The 20,828-nt window shown below is 63.5% G+C and carries 15 protein-coding genes and 1 riboswitch; of the genes, 13 read left to right on the top strand and 2 right to left on the bottom strand.

Translation table 11 applies throughout. The features are described from left to right. The first annotated feature begins 32 nt into the window (after positions 1 to 32). The 4 genes from sgrR to thiQ all read left to right on the top strand — a co-directional run bounded on the left by sgrR (position 33) and on the right by thiQ (position 5,173). Positions 33 to 1,694, top strand: coding sequence for an HTH-type transcriptional regulator SgrR (gene sgrR, locus CYR32_RS05720; protein ID WP_101823427.1), 1,662 nt, complete (start codon positions 33 to 35; stop codon positions 1,692 to 1,694). 41 nt (positions 1,695 to 1,735) lie between these two features. Continuing rightward, positions 1,736 to 1,843, top strand: a riboswitch (TPP riboswitch). A gap of 42 nt (positions 1,844 to 1,885) precedes the next feature. Next, positions 1,886 to 2,887, top strand: coding sequence for a thiamine ABC transporter substrate binding subunit (gene thiB / locus CYR32_RS05715; protein WP_146000668.1), 1,002 nt, complete (start codon positions 1,886 to 1,888; stop codon positions 2,885 to 2,887). Beyond that, positions 2,863 to 4,491, top strand: a complete 1,629-nt coding sequence (gene thiP, locus CYR32_RS05710) for a thiamine/thiamine pyrophosphate ABC transporter permease ThiP (protein WP_101823426.1) — start codon at positions 2,863 to 2,865, stop codon at positions 4,489 to 4,491. The genes thiB and thiP overlap by 25 nt, the downstream gene beginning before the upstream one ends. Next, a complete protein-coding gene (thiQ, locus tag CYR32_RS05705) occupies positions 4,475 to 5,173 on the top strand; it encodes a thiamine ABC transporter ATP-binding protein ThiQ (protein ID WP_101823548.1) in 699 nt (232 codons plus the stop codon). Before thiP ends, thiQ begins: the two co-directional genes overlap by 17 nt. A gap of 1 nt (position 5,174) precedes the next feature. Here thiQ and CYR32_RS05700 read toward each other — a convergent pair whose 3' ends face one another. Beyond that, on the bottom strand, positions 5,175 to 5,942 hold the full coding sequence (locus CYR32_RS05700; protein ID WP_101823425.1) for a DedA family protein: 768 nt from the start codon (positions 5,940 to 5,942) through the stop codon (positions 5,175 to 5,177). Between the two features lie 189 nt (positions 5,943 to 6,131). Here CYR32_RS05700 and CYR32_RS05695 point away from each other — a divergent pair, with 189 nt between their 5' ends. The 4 genes from CYR32_RS05695 to CYR32_RS05680 all read left to right on the top strand — a co-directional run bounded on the left by CYR32_RS05695 (position 6,132) and on the right by CYR32_RS05680 (position 13,870). Continuing rightward, complete coding sequence (locus CYR32_RS05695) at positions 6,132 to 8,501, top strand: DNA polymerase II (protein ID WP_101823424.1); 2,370 nt, start codon at positions 6,132 to 6,134, stop codon at positions 8,499 to 8,501. Between the two features lie 195 nt (positions 8,502 to 8,696). Then, positions 8,697 to 11,603, top strand: a complete 2,907-nt coding sequence (gene rapA, locus CYR32_RS05690) for an RNA polymerase-associated protein RapA (RefSeq protein WP_101823423.1) — start codon at positions 8,697 to 8,699, stop codon at positions 11,601 to 11,603. A 56-nt stretch (positions 11,604 to 11,659) separates the two neighbouring features. Next, a complete protein-coding gene (gene rluA, locus CYR32_RS05685; RefSeq protein ID WP_101823422.1) occupies positions 11,660 to 12,346 on the top strand; it encodes a bifunctional tRNA pseudouridine(32) synthase/23S rRNA pseudouridine(746) synthase RluA in 687 nt (228 codons plus the stop codon). 228 nt (positions 12,347 to 12,574) lie between these two features. Next, positions 12,575 to 13,870 (top strand): Gfo/Idh/MocA family protein, encoded by a 1,296-nt coding sequence (locus CYR32_RS05680; protein ID WP_101823547.1) that lies wholly within the window; start codon positions 12,575 to 12,577, stop codon positions 13,868 to 13,870. Between the two features lie 53 nt (positions 13,871 to 13,923). Here the strand turns inward: CYR32_RS05680 and djlA are convergent, their stop codons facing one another. Then, positions 13,924 to 14,742, bottom strand: a complete 819-nt coding sequence (gene djlA / locus CYR32_RS05675) for a co-chaperone DjlA (RefSeq protein WP_101823421.1) — start codon at positions 14,740 to 14,742, stop codon at positions 13,924 to 13,926. 181 nt (positions 14,743 to 14,923) lie between these two features. On the opposite strand from djlA, the gene lptD reads away from it, so the two are divergent. From lptD to apaG, 5 genes are all read left to right on the top strand, one after another. Next, entirely contained in the window at positions 14,924 to 17,266 is a 2,343-nt protein-coding gene (lptD, locus tag CYR32_RS05670) for an LPS assembly protein LptD (RefSeq protein WP_101823420.1), read from the top strand. A 63-nt stretch (positions 17,267 to 17,329) separates the two neighbouring features. Next, a complete protein-coding gene (gene surA / locus CYR32_RS05665) occupies positions 17,330 to 18,628 on the top strand; it encodes a peptidylprolyl isomerase SurA (RefSeq protein WP_101823419.1) in 1,299 nt (432 codons plus the stop codon). After that, complete coding sequence (gene pdxA, locus CYR32_RS05660) at positions 18,615 to 19,619, top strand: 4-hydroxythreonine-4-phosphate dehydrogenase PdxA (RefSeq protein ID WP_101823546.1); 1,005 nt, start codon at positions 18,615 to 18,617, stop codon at positions 19,617 to 19,619. Before surA ends, pdxA begins: the two co-directional genes overlap by 14 nt. Continuing rightward, complete coding sequence (rsmA, locus tag CYR32_RS05655; RefSeq protein WP_101823418.1) at positions 19,612 to 20,448, top strand: 16S rRNA (adenine(1518)-N(6)/adenine(1519)-N(6))-dimethyltransferase RsmA; 837 nt, start codon at positions 19,612 to 19,614, stop codon at positions 20,446 to 20,448. Before pdxA ends, rsmA begins: the two co-directional genes overlap by 8 nt. After that, a complete protein-coding gene (gene apaG / locus CYR32_RS05650; RefSeq protein WP_101823417.1) occupies positions 20,448 to 20,825 on the top strand; it encodes a Co2+/Mg2+ efflux protein ApaG in 378 nt (125 codons plus the stop codon). Before rsmA ends, apaG begins: the two co-directional genes overlap by 1 nt. Positions 20,826 to 20,828: the final 3 nt, after the last annotated feature.

Below are 20,828 nucleotides of genomic sequence, written 5' to 3'. Positions count from 1 at the left end.
TTGATGAAGTGATCGCCGGGAGTTCCCCTTTTATGCCGACTTCACGCTTACAGCAGCAGTTCATCCGCCTCTGGCAGCACTTTCAGGGCCAGCCCGCTGAGACCACCCTTCAGGCGCTGGCGGAGATTTTAAGCTGCTCGCGCCGCCATGTCCGCTCGCTGCTCAACGCCATGCAGCAGCAGGGCTGGCTGCACTGGCAGGCCGAGGCGGGGCGCGGGCGGCGCTCGGCCCTCACCTTTCTGCGCACCGGGCTGGCGCTCCAGCAGCAGCGGGCTGAAGAGCTGCTCGACCAGGGCAGTGTGGATCAGCTGGTGCAACTGGTCGGGGACAAGCAGGCCGCCCGCCAGATGCTGCTTGCCCAGCTCGGCCGCCGTTTCCGCCAGGGGCGGCACCTGCTGCGGGTGCTCTACTACCGCCCGATGTTCAACCTGCTGCCCGGCTCGCCGATGCGCCGCTCAGAAACCCACCTGGCGCGCCAGATCTTCAACGGCCTGACGCGGATAAATGAGGAAAACGGGGAACTGGAGCCGGATCTCGCCCACCACTGGCAGGCGCTGTCACCGCTGCACTGGCGCTTCTACCTCCGCCCGGCGATCCCGTTCCACCACGGGCGGCCGCTGGAGATGGAGGATGTCATCACCTCCCTGACGCGCGTCGGTGGGCTGCCGCTCTTCACCCACCTGCGCACGGTCACGTCGCCGACGCCCCATGTCATCGACATTCACCTCAGCATGCCGGACCACCAGTTGCCGTGGCTGCTCGGCAGCGTCCCGGCGATGATCCTGCCGCGCGAGTGGCCGCAATTGCCGGATTTCGCCCGCGGGCCGGTGGGTACCGGCCCCTATGCCGTGGTACACAACCGCCCGGCCCAGCTGACGATCCGCGCCTTTGATGACTACTTCGGCTACCGCGCGCTGATTGATGAGGTCAGCATCTGGGTGCAGCCGGAGCTGAGCGAGGAGCTGGTCTCCCAGGGCGTGCAGTTGCAGTCAGACGACACCGCCCACGGCGAGCTGGAGAGCCGCCTTGAAGAGGGCTGCTATTTCCTGCTGTTTGACCGGCGCTCCCCGGTGGCGGCACGGCCGGAAGTGCGCGCCTGGCTCACTGACTTGCTCAACCCGCTGGCGCTGCTGCACCATACGGAGCGCCTCTACCAGCGTTACTGGTCACCGGCCTCCGGCCTGCTGCCGCGCTGGCACCACCGCACCCCGGACGCGCCGCCCGCCCGGCCCGCCGGGCTGACTACCCTGACCCTGACCTGCTACCGCCACCACCCGGAGTTCGCGGCGATCGGCCGCGCCCTGCTGCCGGTGCTGGCGGCGGCGGGCATCACCCTGGTCATGCAGGAGGTGAGCTATGAGGCGTGGGTCAACGGCGACGCGGAGAGTGACCTCTGGCTCGGCAGCGTCAACTTCACCCAACCGCTGGAATTTTCACTCTTCGCCGGGCTGTATGAGCTGCCGCTGCTGCGCCACTGCCTGGAGGACGATCTCCCGGCGGCGGCGGAGAAATGGCGGGCCGGCGAACTGCCGCCGGCGGAGTGGTGCCGCTCGCTGGTGCAGCGCCACCAGATCCACCCGCTGTTCCACCACTGGCTGCAACTCCAGGGCCAGCGCAGTATGCGCGGCGTGCGCATGAACAGCCTCGGCTGGTTTGACTTCAAATCCGCCTGGTTTGCGCCGCCGGAGCCGTAAGCCCGCCCTTTCGCCAACCGGCGTAAGCCTTTACAATGCCTGCGTTCTCAACGGGGTGCGACGCCGCTTTTCTGGCCGGGGTTGCTGAGAGAGTCCCGTCGAACCTGATCCGGTTAATACCGGCGGAGGGATTTGAGACTGCGCAACGCTTGCTCAAAATCCTTTGCCACCCTTTTTCTGAGGAGCGCAAAGTGTCACGAAAGATCCTGCCTTATCTGTGTGTTGTCTCTGCTATTACCCTGTCTGCCCCGGCGCTGGCTGCCAAACCGGTGCTGACCGTCTACACCTATGACTCTTTCGCCGCCGACTGGGGCCCCGGCCCGGCGGTGAAAAAAGCCTTTGAGGCGGAGTGCGGCTGTGAGCTGAAATTCGTGGCGCTGGAGGATGGCGTCTCGCTGCTCAACCGCCTGCGCATGGAGGGCAAAAACAGCCCGGCCGATGTGGTGCTGGGGCTGGACAACAACCTGCTAAAAGCCGCGGCACAGACCGGCCTGTTCGCCCCGTCCGGCCTCGACACCGCCGCGCTGAAGGTGCCGGGCGGCTGGCAGGACAACACCTTTGTGCCGTATGACTACGGCTACTTCGCTTTTGTCTATAACAAAGAGAAACTCAAGAACCCGCCCACCAGCCTGCGTGAGCTGGTAGAGAGCGACCGCCCGCTGAAAGTGATTTATGAAGACCCGCGCACCAGCACCCCCGGCCTCGGCCTGCTGCTCTGGATGCAGAAAGTCTACGGCGACCAGGCGGCAGACGCCTGGCAGAAACTGGCGAAGAAAACCGTCACGGTCACCAAAGGCTGGAGCGAGGCTTACGGCCTGTTCCTCAAGGGCGAGAGCGACATGGTGCTGAGCTACACCACCTCCCCGGCCTACCACCTGATTGAAGAGAAAAAGGCCAACTACGCCGCCGCCCCCTTCAGCGAAGGCCACTATTTACAGGTTGAAGTGGCCGGGAAGCTGGCTGCCAGCCGCCAGCCGCAACTGGCGCAGCAGTTTATGCAGTTTATGGTGACGCCCGCTTTCCAGAACAGCATCCCCACCGGTAACTGGATGTACCCGGTGACGCCGGTGGCGCTGCCTGCCGGGTTTGAGCGCCTGACCGTCCCTGCCACTGCGCTGAGCTACAGCGCCGCCGAGGTCGCTGCCCAACGCGCCGCCTGGATCCGCACATGGCAAACCGCCGTCAGCCGCTGATGCCCGGCTGGCAACTGCCCGGCCTGCTGGCGGGCGCGCTGCTGCTGGGGGTCGCCGGGCTGGCGTTCGGGGCAATCCTGTTCCATGCGCCGCCGCTGGCGTGGCATACGCTGGCGGCGGACAGCTACCTCTGGCATGTGGTGCGCTTCACCTTCCTGCAGGCGCTGCTCTCTTCGCTCTGCTCGGTGGTGCCTGCGCTCTGGCTGGCGCGGGCGCTGTTTCGCCGCCGCTTCCCCGGCCGGGCGCTGCTGCTGCGGCTCTGCGCCATGACGCTGGTGCTGCCGGTGCTGGTGGCGGTATTCGGCCTGCTGAGCGTTTACGGGCGGCAGGGCTGGCTGGCGCAGATCTGCGGCTGGCTCGGCGTGCCCTACACCTTCTCGCCCTACGGGTTGCAGGGCATCCTGCTGGCGCACGTCTTCTTTAACCTGCCGCTGGCCGCCCGCCTGCTGTTGCAGTCACTGGAGAATATCCCGGTGGAGCAGCGCCAGCTGGCGGCGCAGCTCGGCATGAACGGCTGGCAACAGTGGCGTTTTGTGGAGTGGCCCGCGCTGCGGCGGCAACTGCTGCCTGCGGCCGCCCTGATCTTTATGCTCTGTTTCGCCAGCTTCGCCACGGTGCTGTCGCTGGGCGGCGGGCCGCAGGCAACAACGATTGAACTGGCGATCTATCAGGCGCTGAGTTACGACTATGACCTCAGCCGGGCGGCGATGCTGGCGCTGATCCAGCTCGGCTGCTGCCTGGGGCTGGTGCTGCTGAGCCAGCGCCTCAGCCAGGCGCTGCCCGCCGGGCATACGCAGGCGGCGCAGTGGCGCAACCCGCAGGACAGCACCCTCGCCCGCCTCACCGACGGCGCAGCGATTGCGCTGGCGCTGCTGCTGATCCTGCCGCCGCTGCTGGCGGTGGTGGCGGACGGTGCCAACCGCGCGCTGCTGGGGGTGCTGCAACAGCCGGTGCTGTGGCAGGCGCTTACCACCTCACTGCGGATTGCGCTGGGTGCCGGGCTGCTCTGCGTGGTGCTGACCATGATGCTGCTCTGGAGCAGCCGCGAATGGCGGTTGCGTCAGCAAGCTGGCCGGGCGCAGGCGCTGGAGCTGAGCGGCATGGTGATTCTGGCGATGCCGGGCATCGTGCTGGCGACCGGCTTTTTCCTGCTGCTGAGTGCTACCGGCGGCGTGCCTGCCTCCCCCTGGCCGCTGGTGATCCTCACCAATGCGCTGATGGCAGTGCCCTACGCGCTCAAAGTGCTGGATAACCCGATGCGCGATCTGGCGGAGCGCTACACCCCGCTCTGCCGGGCGCTGGGCATGGGCGGCTGGCAGCGGCTGCGCTGGGTGGAGCTGAGCGCGCTGCGCCTGCCGCTGGCGCAGGCGATGGCCTTCGCCTGTGTGCTGTCGATGGGGGATTTCGGCGTGGTGGCGCTGTTCGGCAATGAGCAGTTCCGCACCCTGCCGTTTTACCTTTATCAGCAGATGGGGGCCTACCGCAGCCAGGACGGAGCCGTAACGGCGCTGCTTCTGCTGCTGCTCTGTTTCCTGCTGTTCACCCTGATTGAACGTTTACCGGAGCGCCGGAAGAATGCCCGAACCGATATTGACGCTGGATAAGCTGACCTACCTCTACCACCACCTGCCGATGCGTTTTGACCTGTCGGTGATGCCGGGCGAGCGCGTGGCGGTGTTAGGCCCAAGCGGGGCGGGCAAAAGCACCCTGCTCGGGCTGATTGCCGGTTTCCTCCCCGCCAGCAGCGGCACCCTGCAGATTGCCGGGGCGGAGCACCGCGAGACCCCACCGGCAAAGCGGCCGGTGTCGATGCTGTTTCAGGAGAACAACCTGTTTGCCCACCTCACGGTGCGGCAGAATCTGGGGCTGGGGCTGCACCCCGGGCTGAAGCTGGACGCCGCCCAGCGGCAGGCGCTGGAGGAGATTGCCGCGCAGGTCGGGCTGGGGGAATGCCTGGAACGGCTGCCGTCGCAGCTCTCCGGCGGCCAGCGGCAGCGGGTGGCACTGGCGCGCTGTCTGTTGCGCAGCCAGCCGCTGCTGCTGCTGGATGAGCCGTTTTCGGCCCTCGACCCGGCCCTGCGCAGCGACATGCTGGCGCTGCTGGACGACGTATGCCGCCGCCGGGCGCTGACGCTATTAATGGTGTCGCATAACCTGGATGACGCGGCGCGCATCGCCCCGCGTACGCTGCTGGTGGTGGACGGGCGGATCTACTACGACGGCCCGACCGCCGCCCTGATTGACGGCAGCGCCGCCGAGGCGCGCGTCCTCGGCATCCACGGCTGACTCAGAACGCCATCACCTGCCACAGCAGGTGGCGGTAGACCGGCATCAGCGGGTGGCGGAACAGCATCACCAGGCAGACGATCGCCGCGACCGTCGCCAGCCCACAGACCCAGCGCAGCCGCGCCGGCGGCAGGCGGCGTGAGAGCCAGTCCTGGCTGCGCTTGCCTTCGCGGAACCAGCGCCAGCCGAGCCAGGCGGCCAGCCAGACCAGCACAAACGCCGCCAGCAGCAGCCAGCGGAAGTGCGCGACATCCGCCCCGGCCGGAATGCCGATCGCCACCCCGGCCAGGATGCCCGGCAGGAAGTAGACCGGCGGCCAGGTCAGGCAGCCCACCACGTTCGGCACGGCGAAGGTCAGCGGTTTCAGGTCCAGCATCCCGGCCACCAGCGGCACCAGCGGGCGGGTCGGGCCGATAAAGCGCCCCACCAGCACCGTGGCAAAACTGTGCTTATGCAGCGCGTGGCTGGTTTTGCTCATCAGCGATTTATGCTTCTTCAGGAAAGACCAGCGGTGCAGCGGCCCCTTGAAGCGGTGGCCGATGTAGTAGGAGATCCAGTCACCGGCAAAACACCCGATAATCCCGACGGCCCAGGCTTCGTAGAAATTAACCCGGCCGCTGCCGATCAGCGCGCCGAGTGACGCCATCATCACGGTACCGGGCAGCAGCAGCCCGACCAGCGCCAGCGACTCCAGGAACGCCACCAGCCCCACGGCCATCAGTGAAAAGGCCACGGACTGGGTAATCAGATGTTCAAGGTAAGATTCCATAAATTCCAACAAGGTTGTGGCATAAATTCATCATTTTGGCGCTGAATTGTCATCGCCGGTATTCATGCAGTCAATCAATGAATTGTATGTGAATTGTATGTAACTTTTCGAAATGTCGCCGGGGTTGGACATCACCTGTATAAAAAACCATACTACGCCCATCCGCCCCCGCCCTGAAAAGAGCGCACCATGACCCCAGCCCGCCAGGGTTTTATCCTGACCCGCCACTGGCGCGACACGCCCAGCGGCATTGAGATCACCTTCTGGCTCGCCACCGACAGCGGGCCGCAGAAAGTCTGCCTGCCGCCGCAACAGGCGGTGGCGTTTCTGCCTGCGGCGCAGCGCGCGCAGGCCGAACCGCTGCTGCATGGCGAAAGCGGCGCAGAACTGCGTGAGGTGGCGCTGTGCGATTTCCGCCACCGGCCGCAACTGGCGCTCTACTGCCGCCAGCAGCGCCAGCTCTCCCGGCTGGAGCGGGCGCTTAAGGATCAGGGCGTCACGCTGTATGAGGCGGACATCCGCCCGCCGGAACGCTTCCTGATGGAGCGCTACATCACCGCGCCGGTCTGGTTCAGCGGCGAGCCGGGCGCGGACAACACGCTGGTCAACACCCGGATGAAACCGGCCGACGGTTATCGCCCGCCGCTGAAACTGGCGTCCATTGACATCGAAACCAGCGGCAGCGGCGAGCTTTACTGCATCGGCATTGAGGGCTGCGGCCAGCGGCAGGTCTACATGCTGGGGCCGGAGAACGGCACGCCGCAGCGTGAGGATTTCACGCTGGAGTATGTCGCCTCACGCCCGCTGCTGCTGGAAAAGCTCAACCAGTGGCTGGCCGACCACGACCCCGATGTGATCATCGGCTGGAACGTGATCCAGTTTGACCTGCGGGTGTTACAGAAACATGCCGACCGCTACGGCATCCCGCTGCGGCTGGGGCGCGGCGGCGCGCCGCTGACCTGGCGCGAGCACAACTTCAGCCAGGGGCACTTTTTCGCCTCGGCGGCCGGGCGGCTGATTGTGGACGGCATCGAGGCGCTGAAGTCCGCCTTCTGGAACTTTCCCTCTTTCAGCCTGGAGTCGGTCTCGCGGCAGTTGCTGGGCGAAGGCAAAGCGATCGATAACCCCTACCAGCGGCTGGCGGAGATTGAGCAGCGTTTCCGTGAGGACAAACCGGCGCTGGCGCGCTACAACCTGAAAGATTGTGAGCTGGTGACGCGTATCTTCGCCAAAACCGATCTGACGGCGTTCCTGCTGGAGCGCGCCAGCGTCACCGGGCTGGAGGCTGACCGCAACGGTGGCTCGGTGGCCGCGTTCAGCCACCTCTATTTCCCGCGCATGCACCGCGCCGGCTTTGTTGCGCCTAACCGGGGCGACGTGGAGGAGCAGGCCAGCCCCGGCGGCTTTGTGATGGACTCGCGCCCCGGCCTCTATGACTCGGTGCTGGTGCTGGATTACAAAAGCCTTTACCCGTCGATAATCCGCACCTTTCTGATCGACCCGGTGGGGCTGGTGGCCGGGCTGCACCAGCCCGATGAGCAGGCTTCTGTTGAGGGGTTCCGCGGCGCGCGCTTCTCCCGTACCACCCACTGCCTGCCGGAGATTGTGCGGCAGATCTGGCAGGGGCGCGAGGCGGCCAAACAGCAGCAGAACGCCCCGCTCTCCCAGGCGCTGAAGATCATCATGAATGCGCTGTACGGCGTGCTCGGCACCAGCGCCTGCCGCTTTTACGACCCGCGCCTCGCCTCCTCCATTACCCTGCGCGGCCATGCAATCATGCACCAGACGCGCGCGCTGATTGAGGCGGAGGGGTATCAGGTGATCTACGGCGACACCGACTCCACTTTTGTCTGGCTGAAGCAGCCGCACGACGAGGCCGCCGCGCAGCAGATCGGCCGGGCGCTGGTGGCGAAGGTGAACCAGTTCTGGCAGCAGCACCTGCGCGGGGAGATGGGGCTGGAGAGCGCCCTGGAGCTGGAGTTTGAGACCCACTTCTGCCGCTTTCTGATGCCCGCCATCCGCGGTGCCGGGGTGGAGCAAGGCAGCAAAAAACGCTACGCCGGGCTGGTGCGCCGCAACGGCGAAGAGACGATGATTTATAAAGGGCTGGAGACGGTGCGCACCGACTGGACGGCGCTGGCGCAGGTTTTCCAGCAGGAACTTTACCAGCGCATCTTCCACCGGCAGCCCTATCAGGACTATGTGCGTGACTACGTGGCGCGTACCCGCGCCGGGGAGTTTGATGACCGGCTGGTCTACCGTAAACGGATCCGCCGCCCGCTGGCGGAGTACCAGCGCAACGTGCCGCCCCATGCGCGCGCCGCAAAGCTGGCGGACGACGCCAACCGCGCCCAGGGGCGGCCGTTGCAGTACCAGAAAGGGGGCTGGATCAGCTACGTGATGACCACCGCCGGGCCGGAGCCGCTGGAGGCGCGCCACGCGCCGGTTGACTACGAGCACTATATTGAGCGGCAGCTCGAACCGGTGGCGGACGGCATTTTGCCTTTCCTTCAGGACGATTTTGCTACACTGGTTACCGGGCAAATGGGATTGTTCTGATGCAGCCGCTTTCCGATAAATAACGGCGTTTGGCAGGTGACGAAACCGCGACCTTCCATTACCATAGCGCCCTTTCCATTTTTGCACCTCTCCCAGAGACTCCGCGCCCCGGCACCGCCGCGTGGCTATTGCCCGGATGACGCACACAACGCAGTAAAAAACGCACGGCCCGATACATCAACACAGAGAGTAACTATGCCCTTTAAACTTGGTCAACGCTGGATAAGCGACACGGAAAGCGAATTAGGATTAGGCACTGTAGTCGCGCTCGACACGCGTATGGTGACACTGCTTTTCCCCGCGACAGGTGAGAACCGCCTCTATGCCAGAAACGACTCACCGATCACCCGCGTGATGTTCAACCCGGGTGACACCATCAACAGCCACGAAGGCTGGCAGTTGAAAGTTGACGAGGTTAAAGAGGAGAACGGCCTGCTGACCTACATCGGCACCCGTCTGGATACTGACGAGCCGGCGGTAGCCCTGCGTGAGGTGCTGCTGGACAGCAAACTCACCTTCAGCAAGCCGCAGGACAGGCTGTTCGCCGGGCAGATCGACCGTATGGACCGCTTTGCGCTGCGCCTGCGTGCGCGCAAATACCAGCGTGAGCAGTTCCGCCTGCGCTGGAGCGGCCTGCGCGGCATGCGCGCCAGCCTGATCCCGCATCAGTTGCACATCGCCCATGAAGTGGGCCAGCGCCATGCGCCGCGCGTGCTGCTGGCGGATGAGGTCGGCCTCGGCAAGACCATCGAAGCCGGGATGATCATCCACCAGCAGCTGCTCTCCGGCCGTGCCGAGCGCGTGCTGATCGTGGTGCCGGAAACCCTCCAGCACCAGTGGCTGGTGGAGATGCTGCGCCGTTTCAACCTGCGTTTCTCCCTGTTTGATGATGAGCGTTATGCCGAGTCGCTGCATGACGCCACCAACCCGTTTGAGAGTGAGCAGCTGGTTATCTGCTCGCTGGATTTCGTGCGCCGCAACAAAAGCCGCCTGGAGCAGATGGCCGATGCCGCCTGGGACCTGCTGGTGGTGGATGAAGCGCACCACCTCGCCTGGAGCGAAGAGGCCCCAAGCCGCGAATACCTGGTGATTGAGCAGCTGGCGGAACACACCGCCGGGGTGCTGCTGCTGACCGCCACGCCGGAGCAGCTCGGCCCGCAGAGCCACTTTGCGCGCCTGCGCCTGCTCGACCCAAACCGCTTCCACGACTACCACGAATTTGTGGCCGAGCAGGCGCAGTACCGCCCGGTGGCGGACGCCGTGACCCTGCTGCTGAGCGGTGACCGCCTCTCCAATGAGGAGCAGAACCTGCTGGGCGACATGGTCGCCGAACAGGACATCGAGCCGCTGCTGGCCGCCGCCAACGGCGGGGGTGACGAGGGTGAAGCGGCGCGGCGCGAGCTGATCGCCCTGCTGATGGACCGCCACGGCACCAGCCGCGTGCTGTTCCGTAACACCCGTCACGGCGTGAAGGGCTTCCCGCACCGGGTGCTGCATGAGATTCGCCTGCCGCTGCCTGCGCAGTACCAGACGGCGATCAAAGTCTCCGGCATCATGGGCGCGAAAAAGAGCACCGAAGACCGTGCGCGCGACATGCTCTACCCGGAGCGCATCTATCAGGAGTTCGAAGGCGAGAACGGCACCTGGTGGAACTTCGACCCGCGCGTCGAGTGGCTGATGGGCTTTTTGACCAGCAACCGCGACGAAAAAGTGCTGGTGATCTGCGCCAAAGCGGAGACCGCGCTGCAACTCGAGCAGGTGCTGCGTGAGCGCGAAGGCATCCGCGCCGGGGTGTTCCACGAAGGGCTGTCGATCATCGAGCGTGACCGCGCGGCGGCCTATTTCGCCTCCGCCGAAGAGGGCGCGCAGGTGCTGCTCTGCTCGGAGATCGGCTCTGAAGGGCGTAACTTCCAGTTCGCCAGCCACCTGGTGATGTTCGACCTGCCGTTCAACCCGGATCTGCTCGAGCAGCGCATCGGCCGCCTCGACCGTATCGGCCAGCAGCGCGACATCCAGATCATGGTGCCGTACCTGGAGCAGACGGCGCAGGCGGTGCTGATCCGCTGGTATCACGACGGGCTGGACGCCTTCGAGCACACCTGCCCGACCGGCCGCACCATCTACGACAAGCACTATGAGCAGCTGATCGGCTTCCTCGCCACGCCGTCTGACCAGGAGGGGCTGCCGGAGTTCGTACACCAGTGCCGCACCGAGCATGACGCGCTGCGCCGTCAGCTTGAACAGGGGCGCGACCGCCTGCTGGAGCAGCACTCCAACGGCGGCGAGGCGGCGCAGGCGCTGGCTGAGGCGATCGCCGAAGGCGACAACGACGTCAATCTGGTGAACTTTGCGCTCAACCTGTTCGACATTGTCGGCATCAACCAGGATGACCGCAGTGACAACCTGATTGTGCTGACGCCGTCTGACCATATGCTGGTGCCGGACTTCCCGGGCCTGCCGCAGGATGGCTGCACCGTGACCTTCGACCGTGAGCAGGCGCTGTCCCGCGAGGACACGCAGTTCATCACCTGGGAGCACCCGCTGATCCGCAACGGGCTGGACCTAATCCTCTCCGGTGACACCGGCAGCTGTGCCGTGTCGCTGCTGAAGAACAAGGCATTGCCGGTGGGCACCCTGCTCACTGAGCTGGTCTATGTGGTGGAGGCGCAGGCACCGAAGCACCTGCAACTGACCCGCTTCCTGCCGCCGACGCCGATCCGTATGCTGATGGACCGCAAAGGTACCAACCTCGCCAAGCAGGTGGAGTTTGAGAGCTTTAACCGCCAGCTCAATGCGGTGAACCGCCACACCTCCAGTAAGCTGGTGAATGCCGTGCAGCAGGATGTCCACGCCATGCTGCAACATGCGGAAGCGCTGGTGGCCGACGAGGCGCGTGCGCTGATCGAGGCGGCGAAGATCGAAGCGGACGAGCAGACCAGCAGCGAGCTGGCGCGCCTGGAAGCGCTGCGTGCGGTGAACCCGAACATCCGTGACGATGAAATCGAGGCACTGGCGTTCAACCGCAAGCAGGTACTGGCGAACCTCAACGACGCCACCTGGCGCCTGGATGCCATCCGTCTGGTGGTGGTGAGCCACCAGTAACCCCGGGCCGGGCGCGCCGCGCCCGGCTGTTTTCCTCTCTACAGTGATCCAACACCATGAGCGACCACATCGCATCACAGACACCCCCGCTGGAAGGCTATAACCCGCCGCTGGAGCCGTGGCTTCAGATCCTCTACCAGGATTACCACATCATGGTGGTGAACAAGCCGAGCGGCCTGCTGTCGGTGCCCGGCCGCGCGGAAGAGCACCAGGACAGCGTGATCACCCGCGTCCAGCGTGATTTCCCGCTGGCGGAGTCCGCCCACCGGCTGGATATGTCCACCAGCGGCGTGCTGGCGGTGGCGCTGACCAAAGCGGCCGAGCGCGAGCTGAAGCGGCAATTCCGTGAACGCGAGCCGAAAAAGAGCTATCTGGCGCGCGTCTGGGGGCATGTGGCCGACGATGAGGGGCTGATCGACCTGCCGCTGATCTGCGACTGGCCGAACCGGCCGAAGCAGAAAGTCTGTTTTGAGACCGGCAAAACCGCGCAGACCCTCTATCAGGTGTTGTCACGGGATGAGGACGGCACCAGCCGCGTGCGGCTGACCCCGATCACCGGCCGCTCGCACCAGTTGCGGGTGCATATGCTGGCGCTCGGCCACCCGATCCTCGGCGATAATTTCTATGCGCCGCCGGAAGCAAAAGCGATGGCGAACCGCCTGCAACTGCACGCCGAAACCCTGACGCTGGCCCACCCGCACTACCACACCTCGATGACCTTCCGCGCCCCGGCGGATTTCTGATTCTCCCCCTGCCCTGCGGGGCAGGCTCCCCGGTTGTGACCTGCCTCACCTTTTTTCCCCGCCGCATCGCTTAGCGTTAAGCGCGGCCGCCTGTTATCCATTGGCAGGTGGTTGCTTTTCTTGCCGTTTGTCAGCGCACCGGCAATCCGCAAAAAACAGGCGACCCGTGGCAGCGTGCGCCCCCCTTTTTCTGCGCCCGGTTGGGCGTAAGCGTCAGGAGACAGCATGATGAAAAAATATGCACTGGTCGGCACCGGCGGCCGCGCCGGGCTGTACATTGAGGCGATTGCCGGCACCTACCGGGAGAGCGCGCAGTGGGTGGCGTTCTGCGACACCAACCAGACGAGGATGAACTACGCCAACCGCCTGCTGGAAAAGGCGGGGGCCGCGCCAGTTTCCACCTGGCACGCCGGGCAGTTTGAGGCGATGATCGCCGAGACCCGGCCGGACACCGTGATTGTCACCAGCATCGACCGCACTCATGACGACTACATTGTGCGGGCGCTGCACGCCGGGTGCGATGTGATCACCGAAAAGCCGATGACCATCGACGCCGCCCGCGCGCTGCGCATCGCAGAAGCGATCGAACAGACCGGCCGCCGGGTGCGCGTGGCGTTCAACTACCGCTACGCCCCGCACCACAGCAAAGTGCGCGAACTGCTGATGAACAACACCATTGGCGAGGTCTTCTCGGTGCATTTTGAGTGGCTGCTGAACACCGAGCACGGCGCGGACTACTTCCGCCGCTGGCACCGTGAAAAGCGCAACAGCGGCGGGCTGCTGGTGCACAAATCCACCCACCATTTCGACCTGATGAACTTCTGGCTCGACAGCTCGCCGGAGCAGGTGTTCGCCCTGGGCGACCTGCGCTTTTACGGCCGTGAAAATGCGGAGAAGCGCGGCGAAACCCGTTTCTACAGCCGCACCCACGGCGCGCCGCAGGCGGTGGGTGACCCGTTCGCCCTGCCTATGGAGGAGAACCCGCAACTGCGCGCCCTCTATTTAGAGGCGGAGCACGAAGACAGCTACTACCGCGACCAGAGCGTCTTCGGTGACGGCATCAACATTGAGGATACGCTGTCGGTGATGGTGAAATACCGCAACCGCACGCAGCTCACCTACTCCCTTAACGCCTACCTGCCGTGGGAGGGGCTGAACGTGGTGTTTAACGGCAGCAAGGGGCGGCTGGAGATGAAAGTCGAGGAGAACTCCTACGTCAACGGCGGCGGCCTGCGTGAGGAAGAAGGCAACCTCGACGCCTGCCGCATCACCGTGTTCCCGATGTTCGGCGCACCGTGGGAGGCGGCGTTCACCGCCGGTGAGGGCGGGCACGGCGGCGGCGACCAGGCGATGCTGGCTGACCTGTTCGGCACCCCGCCCGCTGACCCGCTCCGGCGCGCCGCCGACCACCGCGCCGGGACGCTCTCGATCCTGACCGGCGTCGCCGGTAACCTGTCGATGCAGCGCGGCACGCCGGTGTTTTTCGATGAGTTTGAGGTAGTACGTAAGCTGCGCGGGCGCTGAGGGCACAAAAAAGCCGCCCCGGGGGGCGGCTTCGTACTTGCACGGCAACCGGCTCAGCGGAACCCTTTCTCGCGTTTGATCAGGTCATAGGCGGCCTGGATCGACTGCGCTTTCTGCTTCGCCATCTCCATCATCTCCGGCGGCAGCCCTTTGGCCACCAGCTTGTCCGGGTGGTGCTCACTCATCAGCTTGCGGTAGGCGCGCTTGATGGTGGTGGCGTCATCCTCTTCCTTTACGCCCAGCACTTTGCAGGCGTCCGCCAGCGTCGGCCCCTGCGGCTGCCGGAACCCGCCGTGGGAGTACCCGCCCTGCTGCTGGCCGCCGCCGAACTGCTGCCCGCCCTCCATCATGCGGAGGAACTGGTCAAACTGGACACGCGAAATGCCCAGCTCTTCAGCAATCACATACAGTACCTGGCGCTCATTCGGGTGCAGCACGCCGTCACTGAACGCCACCTGCAACTGGATCTCCAGGAACATGCGGATCAGGTCGAAACGGCCGAAGCAGACGCTGCGCAATTCGCGCAGCCGCTCACGCAACGGGAAGTTGCTCTCTTTCCCCTCACGGAACGCCTGCTGGGCCATGGTGCGCTGTTCGCCATGCAGGTTCAGGCGTTGCATAAACAGGTTGGCGGTCTGGATATCCGTTTCCGTCACCCGCCCCTTGGATTTGGACAGGTGCCCCATGACCTGGAAGGTGGTGCGGAAAAAGACGGTTTGCCTTGTCTGCTGGTCGGCAAAATAGCCGCGGCTGCGGGTGGCCCGCGCCCTGTCAACCATATGGCCGATCAGCAATCCTAATACTACGCCCCAAAAGCCTGCACCGGACATCAAGCCCAGTACAACGCCGAGCAGCTTTCCCCAATACTGCATATACTCCTCAATTCACATGCCGTTGCGTAAGATTTGCTTTATCATACCCGGCATTTATCCGGATGCCTAACGACGACCGACCTATGGCTGGATTTAACACTAGCGCAACGCTGATGAGTGATATAGTCTCTGACCGTTTGCCGACATGACGCCTCTGATGACGGAACACCGAATACCGCGTATGAAAAAATGTCTCCCAACACTGCTGGCCACCATGATTGGCTCGGCACTCTACAGCCAGGGTGCGCTGGCCGACCTCGCTGAACAATGCATGATCGGCGTCCCCACCTATAATAAGCCGCTGGTCAAAGGCGACCCCAACACGCTGCCGGTGCATATCCAGGCCGACAAGAGCGAGGCCAACTACCCGGATAACGCTGTCTTCTCCGGGAACGTCAATATCCAGCAGGGTAACAGTACGCTGACGGCGGACCAGGTCGAGCTGAATCAGACGCAGGTGGCGAACCAGGCGGAGCCGACGCGCACCGTGACCGCGACCGGCAACGTCCATTACGACGACAACCAGATCAAGCTGAAAGGCCCGCGCGCCTTCTCCAACCTGAACACCAAAGACACCGACATGGACCAGGGCAACTACCAGATGGTAGGCCGCCAGGGCCGCGGTGACGCCGACAAAATGAAGATGCGTGACAGCAACCGCTACACCATCCTCGACAACGGCACCTTTACCTCCTGCCTGCCCGGTGACAACAGCTGGAGCGTGGTCGGGTCTGAGGTGATCCACGACCGCCAGGAAGAAGTGGCGGAGATCTGGAATGCGCGCTTTAAAATCGGCCCGGTGCCGGTGTTCTACAGCCCTTATCTGCAACTGCCGGTGGGTGACCGCCGCCGCTCCGGTTTCCTGATCCCGAATGCCAAGTTCGGCAGCAATAACGGCTTCGAGTTTATGTTGCCGTATTACTGGAACATCGCGCCGAACTTTGACGCCACGCTGACGCCGCACTACATCAGCAAGCGGGGGATGCAGTTCCAGAACGAATTCCGCTACCTGACCACACCGGGCGCGGGCCTGATCGAGTTCGACTGGCTGCCGAGTGACCGCGAGTACGAAAAAGATTACCCGGAAGATGACGACAACACCCGTTGGCTCTTCTACTGGCGACATGACGGGGTGATGGACCAGGTCTGGCGTTTCAACGTCGACTACCTGAAAGTCAGTGACTCCAAATACTTCACCGACCTCGACTCCACCTACGGCTCCACCACCGACGGCTACGCGACGCAGAAATTCAGCGTCGGCTATGCGGACACCCACTGGGATGTGAAACTGGCGTCGAAACAGTTCCAGGTCTTTGCCGACGCCGGGAATGCCAACGCCTACCGGGCGCAGCCGCAGCTCGACATCACCTATTACCAGAATGATGTCGGCCCGTTTGACTTCAATATCTATGGCCAGGCCGTCAAGTTCACCAGCGTCAACCCGGACAACCCGGAAGCGACCCGTCTGCACCTGGAGCCGACCATCAGCCTGCCGCTGGCCAACAGCTGGGGCAGCCTGGATACCGAAGCCAAATTGCTGACCACGCACTACCAGCAGGATGTGCCGGACGGTTTCAATACCAACAATAACCTGGCGCTGCGTGACAACGTCAACCGCACCATGCCGGAGTTCAAAACCGACGGCAAAATGGTGTTTGACCGCAGCATGACCTGGGCCGAAGGCTACACCCAGACCCTCGAGCCGCGTGCGCAGTACCTTTACATCCCGTACCGCAACCAGAGTGACATCTACACCTACGACTCCACCCTGCTGCAATCGGACTATACCGGCCTGTTCCGTGACCGCAGTTACAGCGGCCTGGATCGTATCGCCTCCGCCAACCAGGTAGCCGCCGGTTTGACCTCGCGTATTTATGATGACGCACTGGTTGAACGTTTTAACGTTTCCGCGGGTCAAATCTACTACTTCACCCAGCCGCGCACCGGTGACCCGAACTCCTCGCTTGATGAAAGCGACGATACCGGCAGCCTGGTGTGGGCAGGGGATACCTACTGGAAAATCGACAACAACTGGGGCCTGCGCGGGGGTGTGCAGTATGACACCCGTCTCGATGCGGTGGCCCTGGGTGACGCGGTGCTGGAGTACCGGAAAGACGCCGAGCGCATGGTGCAGCTGAACTACCGCTACGCCAGCCCGGAATATATCCAGGCGACGCTGCCGAGCGTGCAGAACCCCGGTTACCAGCAGGGTATCTCTCAGGTGGGTATGACAGCGAGCTGGCCTCTGGCCGACCGCTGGGCCGTGGTGGCCGCTTACTACTACGATATTGAGGCGAAACAGCCGGCCGATCAGCTGATCGGGGTGCAGTACAGCACCTGTTGCTGGGCCATCAACCTCGGGTATGAGCGCAAAATCACCGACTGGGACAACACGACCCAGTCGAGCCAATACGATAACAGGGTGTCATTTAATATTGAGTTGCGCGGCCTGAGCAGTAACCATTCGCTCGGGACGGATGAGATGCTGAAGCAGGGTATCCTGCCGTATCAGCGTGCATTCTGATTAAGTGCAACTGCAGATGTGTAAACTTTAACCCGCTATGCGGATGACAAAAATGGAAAAGGTATGAAGAACTGGAGAACGCTGATTCTCGGCTTGGCTATCTGTGCCAATACCGCGTTCGCAGCACCGCAGGAAGTTGACCGGGTTGCCGCCGTTGTAGACAACGGCGTTGTGCTGGAGAGTGACGTAGATGGCCTGATGCAGTCAGTGAAAATGAATGCAAAAGATGCCCGCCAGCAGTTGCCGGATGACAACACCCTGCGCCACCAGATTCTGGAGCGTCTGATCATGGACAATATCCAGTTGCAGATGGCGCAGAAAATGGGCATCACCCTGACCGACGCGGACGTCGACAAAGCGATCGCGAACATTGCCGCCCAGAACCGCATGAGCGTGGACCAGCTGCGCAGCCGCCTGGCCTATGACGGCCTGAACTACGGCACCTACCGCGCGCAGATCCGTAAAGAGATGCTGATTTCGGAAGTGCGTAACAACGAAGTGCGCCGCCGCGTCACCATCCTGCCGCAGGAAGTGGAGTCGCTGTCGAAGCAGATCGCCGCCCAGAACGGCAGCGGTGCGGAATTTAACCTGAGCCACATCCTGATCCCGCTGCCGGAAAACCCGACCCAGGATCAGGTTGACCAGGCGGAAGCGCTGGCGAACAAGCTGGCGGCGGAAGCCAACAGCGGCGCCGATTTCGGCAAACTGGCGATCACCTACTCCGCTGACCAGCAGGCGCTGAAAGGCGGCCAGATGGGCTGGGGCAAGCTGGAAGAGCTGCCGACCCTGTTTGCGGAACGCCTGCAGACGGCGCAAAAAGGCCAGGTGGTCGGCCCGATCCGCTCCGGCGTCGGCTTCCACATCCTGCGCGTGAACGACATCCGCGGCAACAACCAGACGGTGTCGGTGACGGAAGTCCACGCCCGCCACATCCTGCTGAAGCCGTCCGTGGTGCTGACTGATGACCAGGCGCGCGCCAAACTGCAGGATGCGATACAGCAGATCAAGAGCGGCAAAGCGGACTTCGCCACCCTGGCGAAACAGCTCTCCCAGGATCCCGGCTCTGCCATGCAGGGCGGCGATCTCGGCTGGGCCTCACCGGACATGTACGATCCGGCCTTCCGTGATGCGCTGCTGAAGTTGCAGAAAGGTGAACTCAGCCAGCCGGTTCACTCCGCCTTTGGCTGGCACCTGATCCAGCTGATGGATACCCGCCAGGTGGATAAAACCGACGCGGCCCAGAAAGACCGGGCATACCGGATGCTGTTCAACCGCAAATTTGCTGAAGAGGCACAGACCTGGATGCAGGAACAGCGCGCCAGTGCCTACGTGAAAATTCTGGATGGCAATGCACAACAGTAACCCCGTGGGCCATAAACCCATTGTTATTACGCCCGGCGAACCCGCCGGGATTGGGCCGGATCTGGTGATCGCCCTGGCGCAGCAGGCCTGGCCTGTTGAGCTGGTGGTGTGTGCCGATCCGGCCCTGTTGTCTGTGCGCGCCGCCCAGCTTGGGCTGCCGCTGACCCTGCGCACCTACCAGCCGGGGCAGGCTTTCGCCCCGCAGGCCGGTGAACTCACGGTGCTGCCGGTGGCGCTGGCGGAACCGGCCGTCGCCGGGACGCTGAACGTCGCCAACAGCGCCTACGTGGTGGAGACCCTGGCGCGCGCCTGTGACGGCTGCCTGAACGGCGAGTTTTCGGCGCTGATCACCGGCCCGGTGCATAAAGGGGTCATCAACGACGCGGGCGTCGCCTTCAGCGGCCATACGGAGTTCTTCGCTGACCGCAGCGGCTGCAAACGTGTGGTGATGATGCTGGCGACTGAAGAGCTGCGCGTGGCGCTGGCGACTACCCACCTGCCGCTGAAAGCGGTGGCGGACGCCATTACCCCACAGAGCCTGCATGAAGTGATCACCATTCTTGACCACGACCTGCGCACCCAATTTGGTCTGGCCCGCCCGCATATCTATGTGTGCGGCCTGAACCCCCATGCCGGCGAAGGCGGGCATATGGGGCGGGAAGAGATCGATACCATCATCCCTGCCCTCGACGCGTTGCGTGAGCGCGGGATCCAACTGACCGGCCCGCTGCCGGCGGACACCCTGTTCCAGCCCAAATATCTGCAACATGCGGATGCGGTGCTGGCGATGTACCACGATCAGGGTCTGCCGGTGCTAAAATATCAGGGGTTCGGCCGCGCGGTGAATATCACCCTCGGCCTGCCCTTTATCCGGACGTCAGTTGACCACGGTACCGCTTTAGAGCTGGCCGGCAGCGGCACTGCCGATGCAGGCAGCTTCAAAACGGCCTTAAACCTTGCCATTAAAATGATAACCAACAGTAATGAATAATCGAGTCCACCAAGGGCACTTTGCCCGCAAACGTTTTGGACAAAACTTCTTAAACGATCAGTTCGTCATCGACAGCATTGTGTCGGCCATTCACCCGCAGCCCGGCGAAGCCGTGGTGGAGATTGGCCCCGGCCTCGGCGCGTTGACCGAACCGGTCGGCGCACGCATGGATAAGATGACCGTTATCGAGCTGGACCGCGACCTGGCGGCCCGCCTTGAAGTGCACCCGACGCTGAAAGACAAGCTGACCATCCGCCAGCAGGACGCCATGACCGTGGACTTCGCGGAGATGGCCGCCGAGGCGGGCCAGCCGCTGCGCGTGTTCGGCAACCTGCCGTACAACATCTCCACGCCGCTGATGTTCCATCTTTTCAGCTATACTCAGGCGATCCGCGACATGCACTTCATGTTGCAGAAAGAGGTGGTGAACCGCCTGGTCGCCGGGCCGAACAGCAAAGCCTATGGCCGCCTGACGGTGATGGCGCAATACTTCTGTAACGTTATCCCGGTGCTGGAAGTGCCGCCGACGGCCTTTACCCCGCCACCGAAAGTGGACTCCGCCGTGGTGCGCCTGGTGCCGCACCGCGAGTTGCCGCACCCGGTCGGCGATGTGCGCATGTTGAGCCGCATCACCACCCAGGCGTTTAACCAGCGCCGTAAAACGATCCGTAACAGCCTCGGCCACCTCTTTACGCCGGAGCAGTTGACGGAACTGGGGGTTGACCCCACCCAGCGCGCGGAGAACCTCTCAGTGGCGCAATATTGCGCGCTGGCGAACTGGCTCTCCGCCAACCCGCCTTTGCAGCAGGAACCACAGGAGTCGCTGTAATGATTGAGTCGCCCCGCGTTTGCGTTCAGGTACAGAGTGTTTACATTGAATCCCACTCCTTCCCGGAAGAGGATCGCTATGTCTTTTCCTATACCATCACGATCCGCAACCTGGGGCGTCACCCGGTGCAGCTTCTGCGCCGGTACTGGCTCATCACCAACAGCAATGGCGGCAAAATGGAAGTTCAGGGCGAAGGGGTAGTCGGCGAGCAACCGCTGATTGCACCGGGCAATGAGTTCCAGTACACCAGCGGCGCCATCCTGGAGACCCCGCTCGGCACCATGCAAGGGCACTACGAGATGATCGACCAGAACGGCGAGACCTTCCGTGTGGCCATTCCGGCGTTCCGTCTCGCCATTCCAACCATGATTAACTGATCT

The organism is Chimaeribacter coloradensis, from assembly GCF_002858715.1.
Lineage (GTDB): Bacteria > Pseudomonadota > Gammaproteobacteria > Enterobacterales > Enterobacteriaceae > Chimaeribacter > Chimaeribacter coloradensis.
This window is presented reverse-complemented; position numbering and strand designations above follow the sequence as displayed.

What these genes read in the sequence shown, in the direction of transcription:
- sgrR (WP_101823427.1), top strand. Translation starts at nt 33, where the DNA reads ATGCCGACTTCACGCTTACAGCAGCAGTTCATCCGCCTCTGGCAGCAC.
- thiP (WP_101823426.1), top strand. Translation starts at nt 2,863, where the DNA reads ATGGCAAACCGCCGTCAGCCGCTGATGCCCGGCTGGCAACTGCCCGGC.
- CYR32_RS05700 (WP_101823425.1), bottom strand. Translation starts at nt 5,942, where the DNA reads ATGGAATCTTACCTTGAACATCTGATTACCCAGTCCGTGGCCTTTTCA.
- CYR32_RS05695 (WP_101823424.1), top strand. Translation starts at nt 6,132, where the DNA reads ATGACCCCAGCCCGCCAGGGTTTTATCCTGACCCGCCACTGGCGCGAC.
- rapA (WP_101823423.1), top strand. Translation starts at nt 8,697, where the DNA reads ATGCCCTTTAAACTTGGTCAACGCTGGATAAGCGACACGGAAAGCGAA.
- rluA (WP_101823422.1), top strand. Translation starts at nt 11,660, where the DNA reads ATGAGCGACCACATCGCATCACAGACACCCCCGCTGGAAGGCTATAAC.
- CYR32_RS05680 (WP_101823547.1), top strand. Translation starts at nt 12,575, where the DNA reads ATGAAAAAATATGCACTGGTCGGCACCGGCGGCCGCGCCGGGCTGTAC.
- djlA (WP_101823421.1), bottom strand. Translation starts at nt 14,742, where the DNA reads ATGCAGTATTGGGGAAAGCTGCTCGGCGTTGTACTGGGCTTGATGTCC.
- lptD (WP_101823420.1), top strand. Translation starts at nt 14,924, where the DNA reads ATGAAAAAATGTCTCCCAACACTGCTGGCCACCATGATTGGCTCGGCA.
- surA (WP_101823419.1), top strand. Translation starts at nt 17,330, where the DNA reads ATGAAGAACTGGAGAACGCTGATTCTCGGCTTGGCTATCTGTGCCAAT.
- pdxA (WP_101823546.1), top strand. Translation starts at nt 18,615, where the DNA reads ATGCACAACAGTAACCCCGTGGGCCATAAACCCATTGTTATTACGCCC.
- rsmA (WP_101823418.1), top strand. Translation starts at nt 19,612, where the DNA reads ATGAATAATCGAGTCCACCAAGGGCACTTTGCCCGCAAACGTTTTGGA.
- apaG (WP_101823417.1), top strand. Translation starts at nt 20,448, where the DNA reads ATGATTGAGTCGCCCCGCGTTTGCGTTCAGGTACAGAGTGTTTACATT.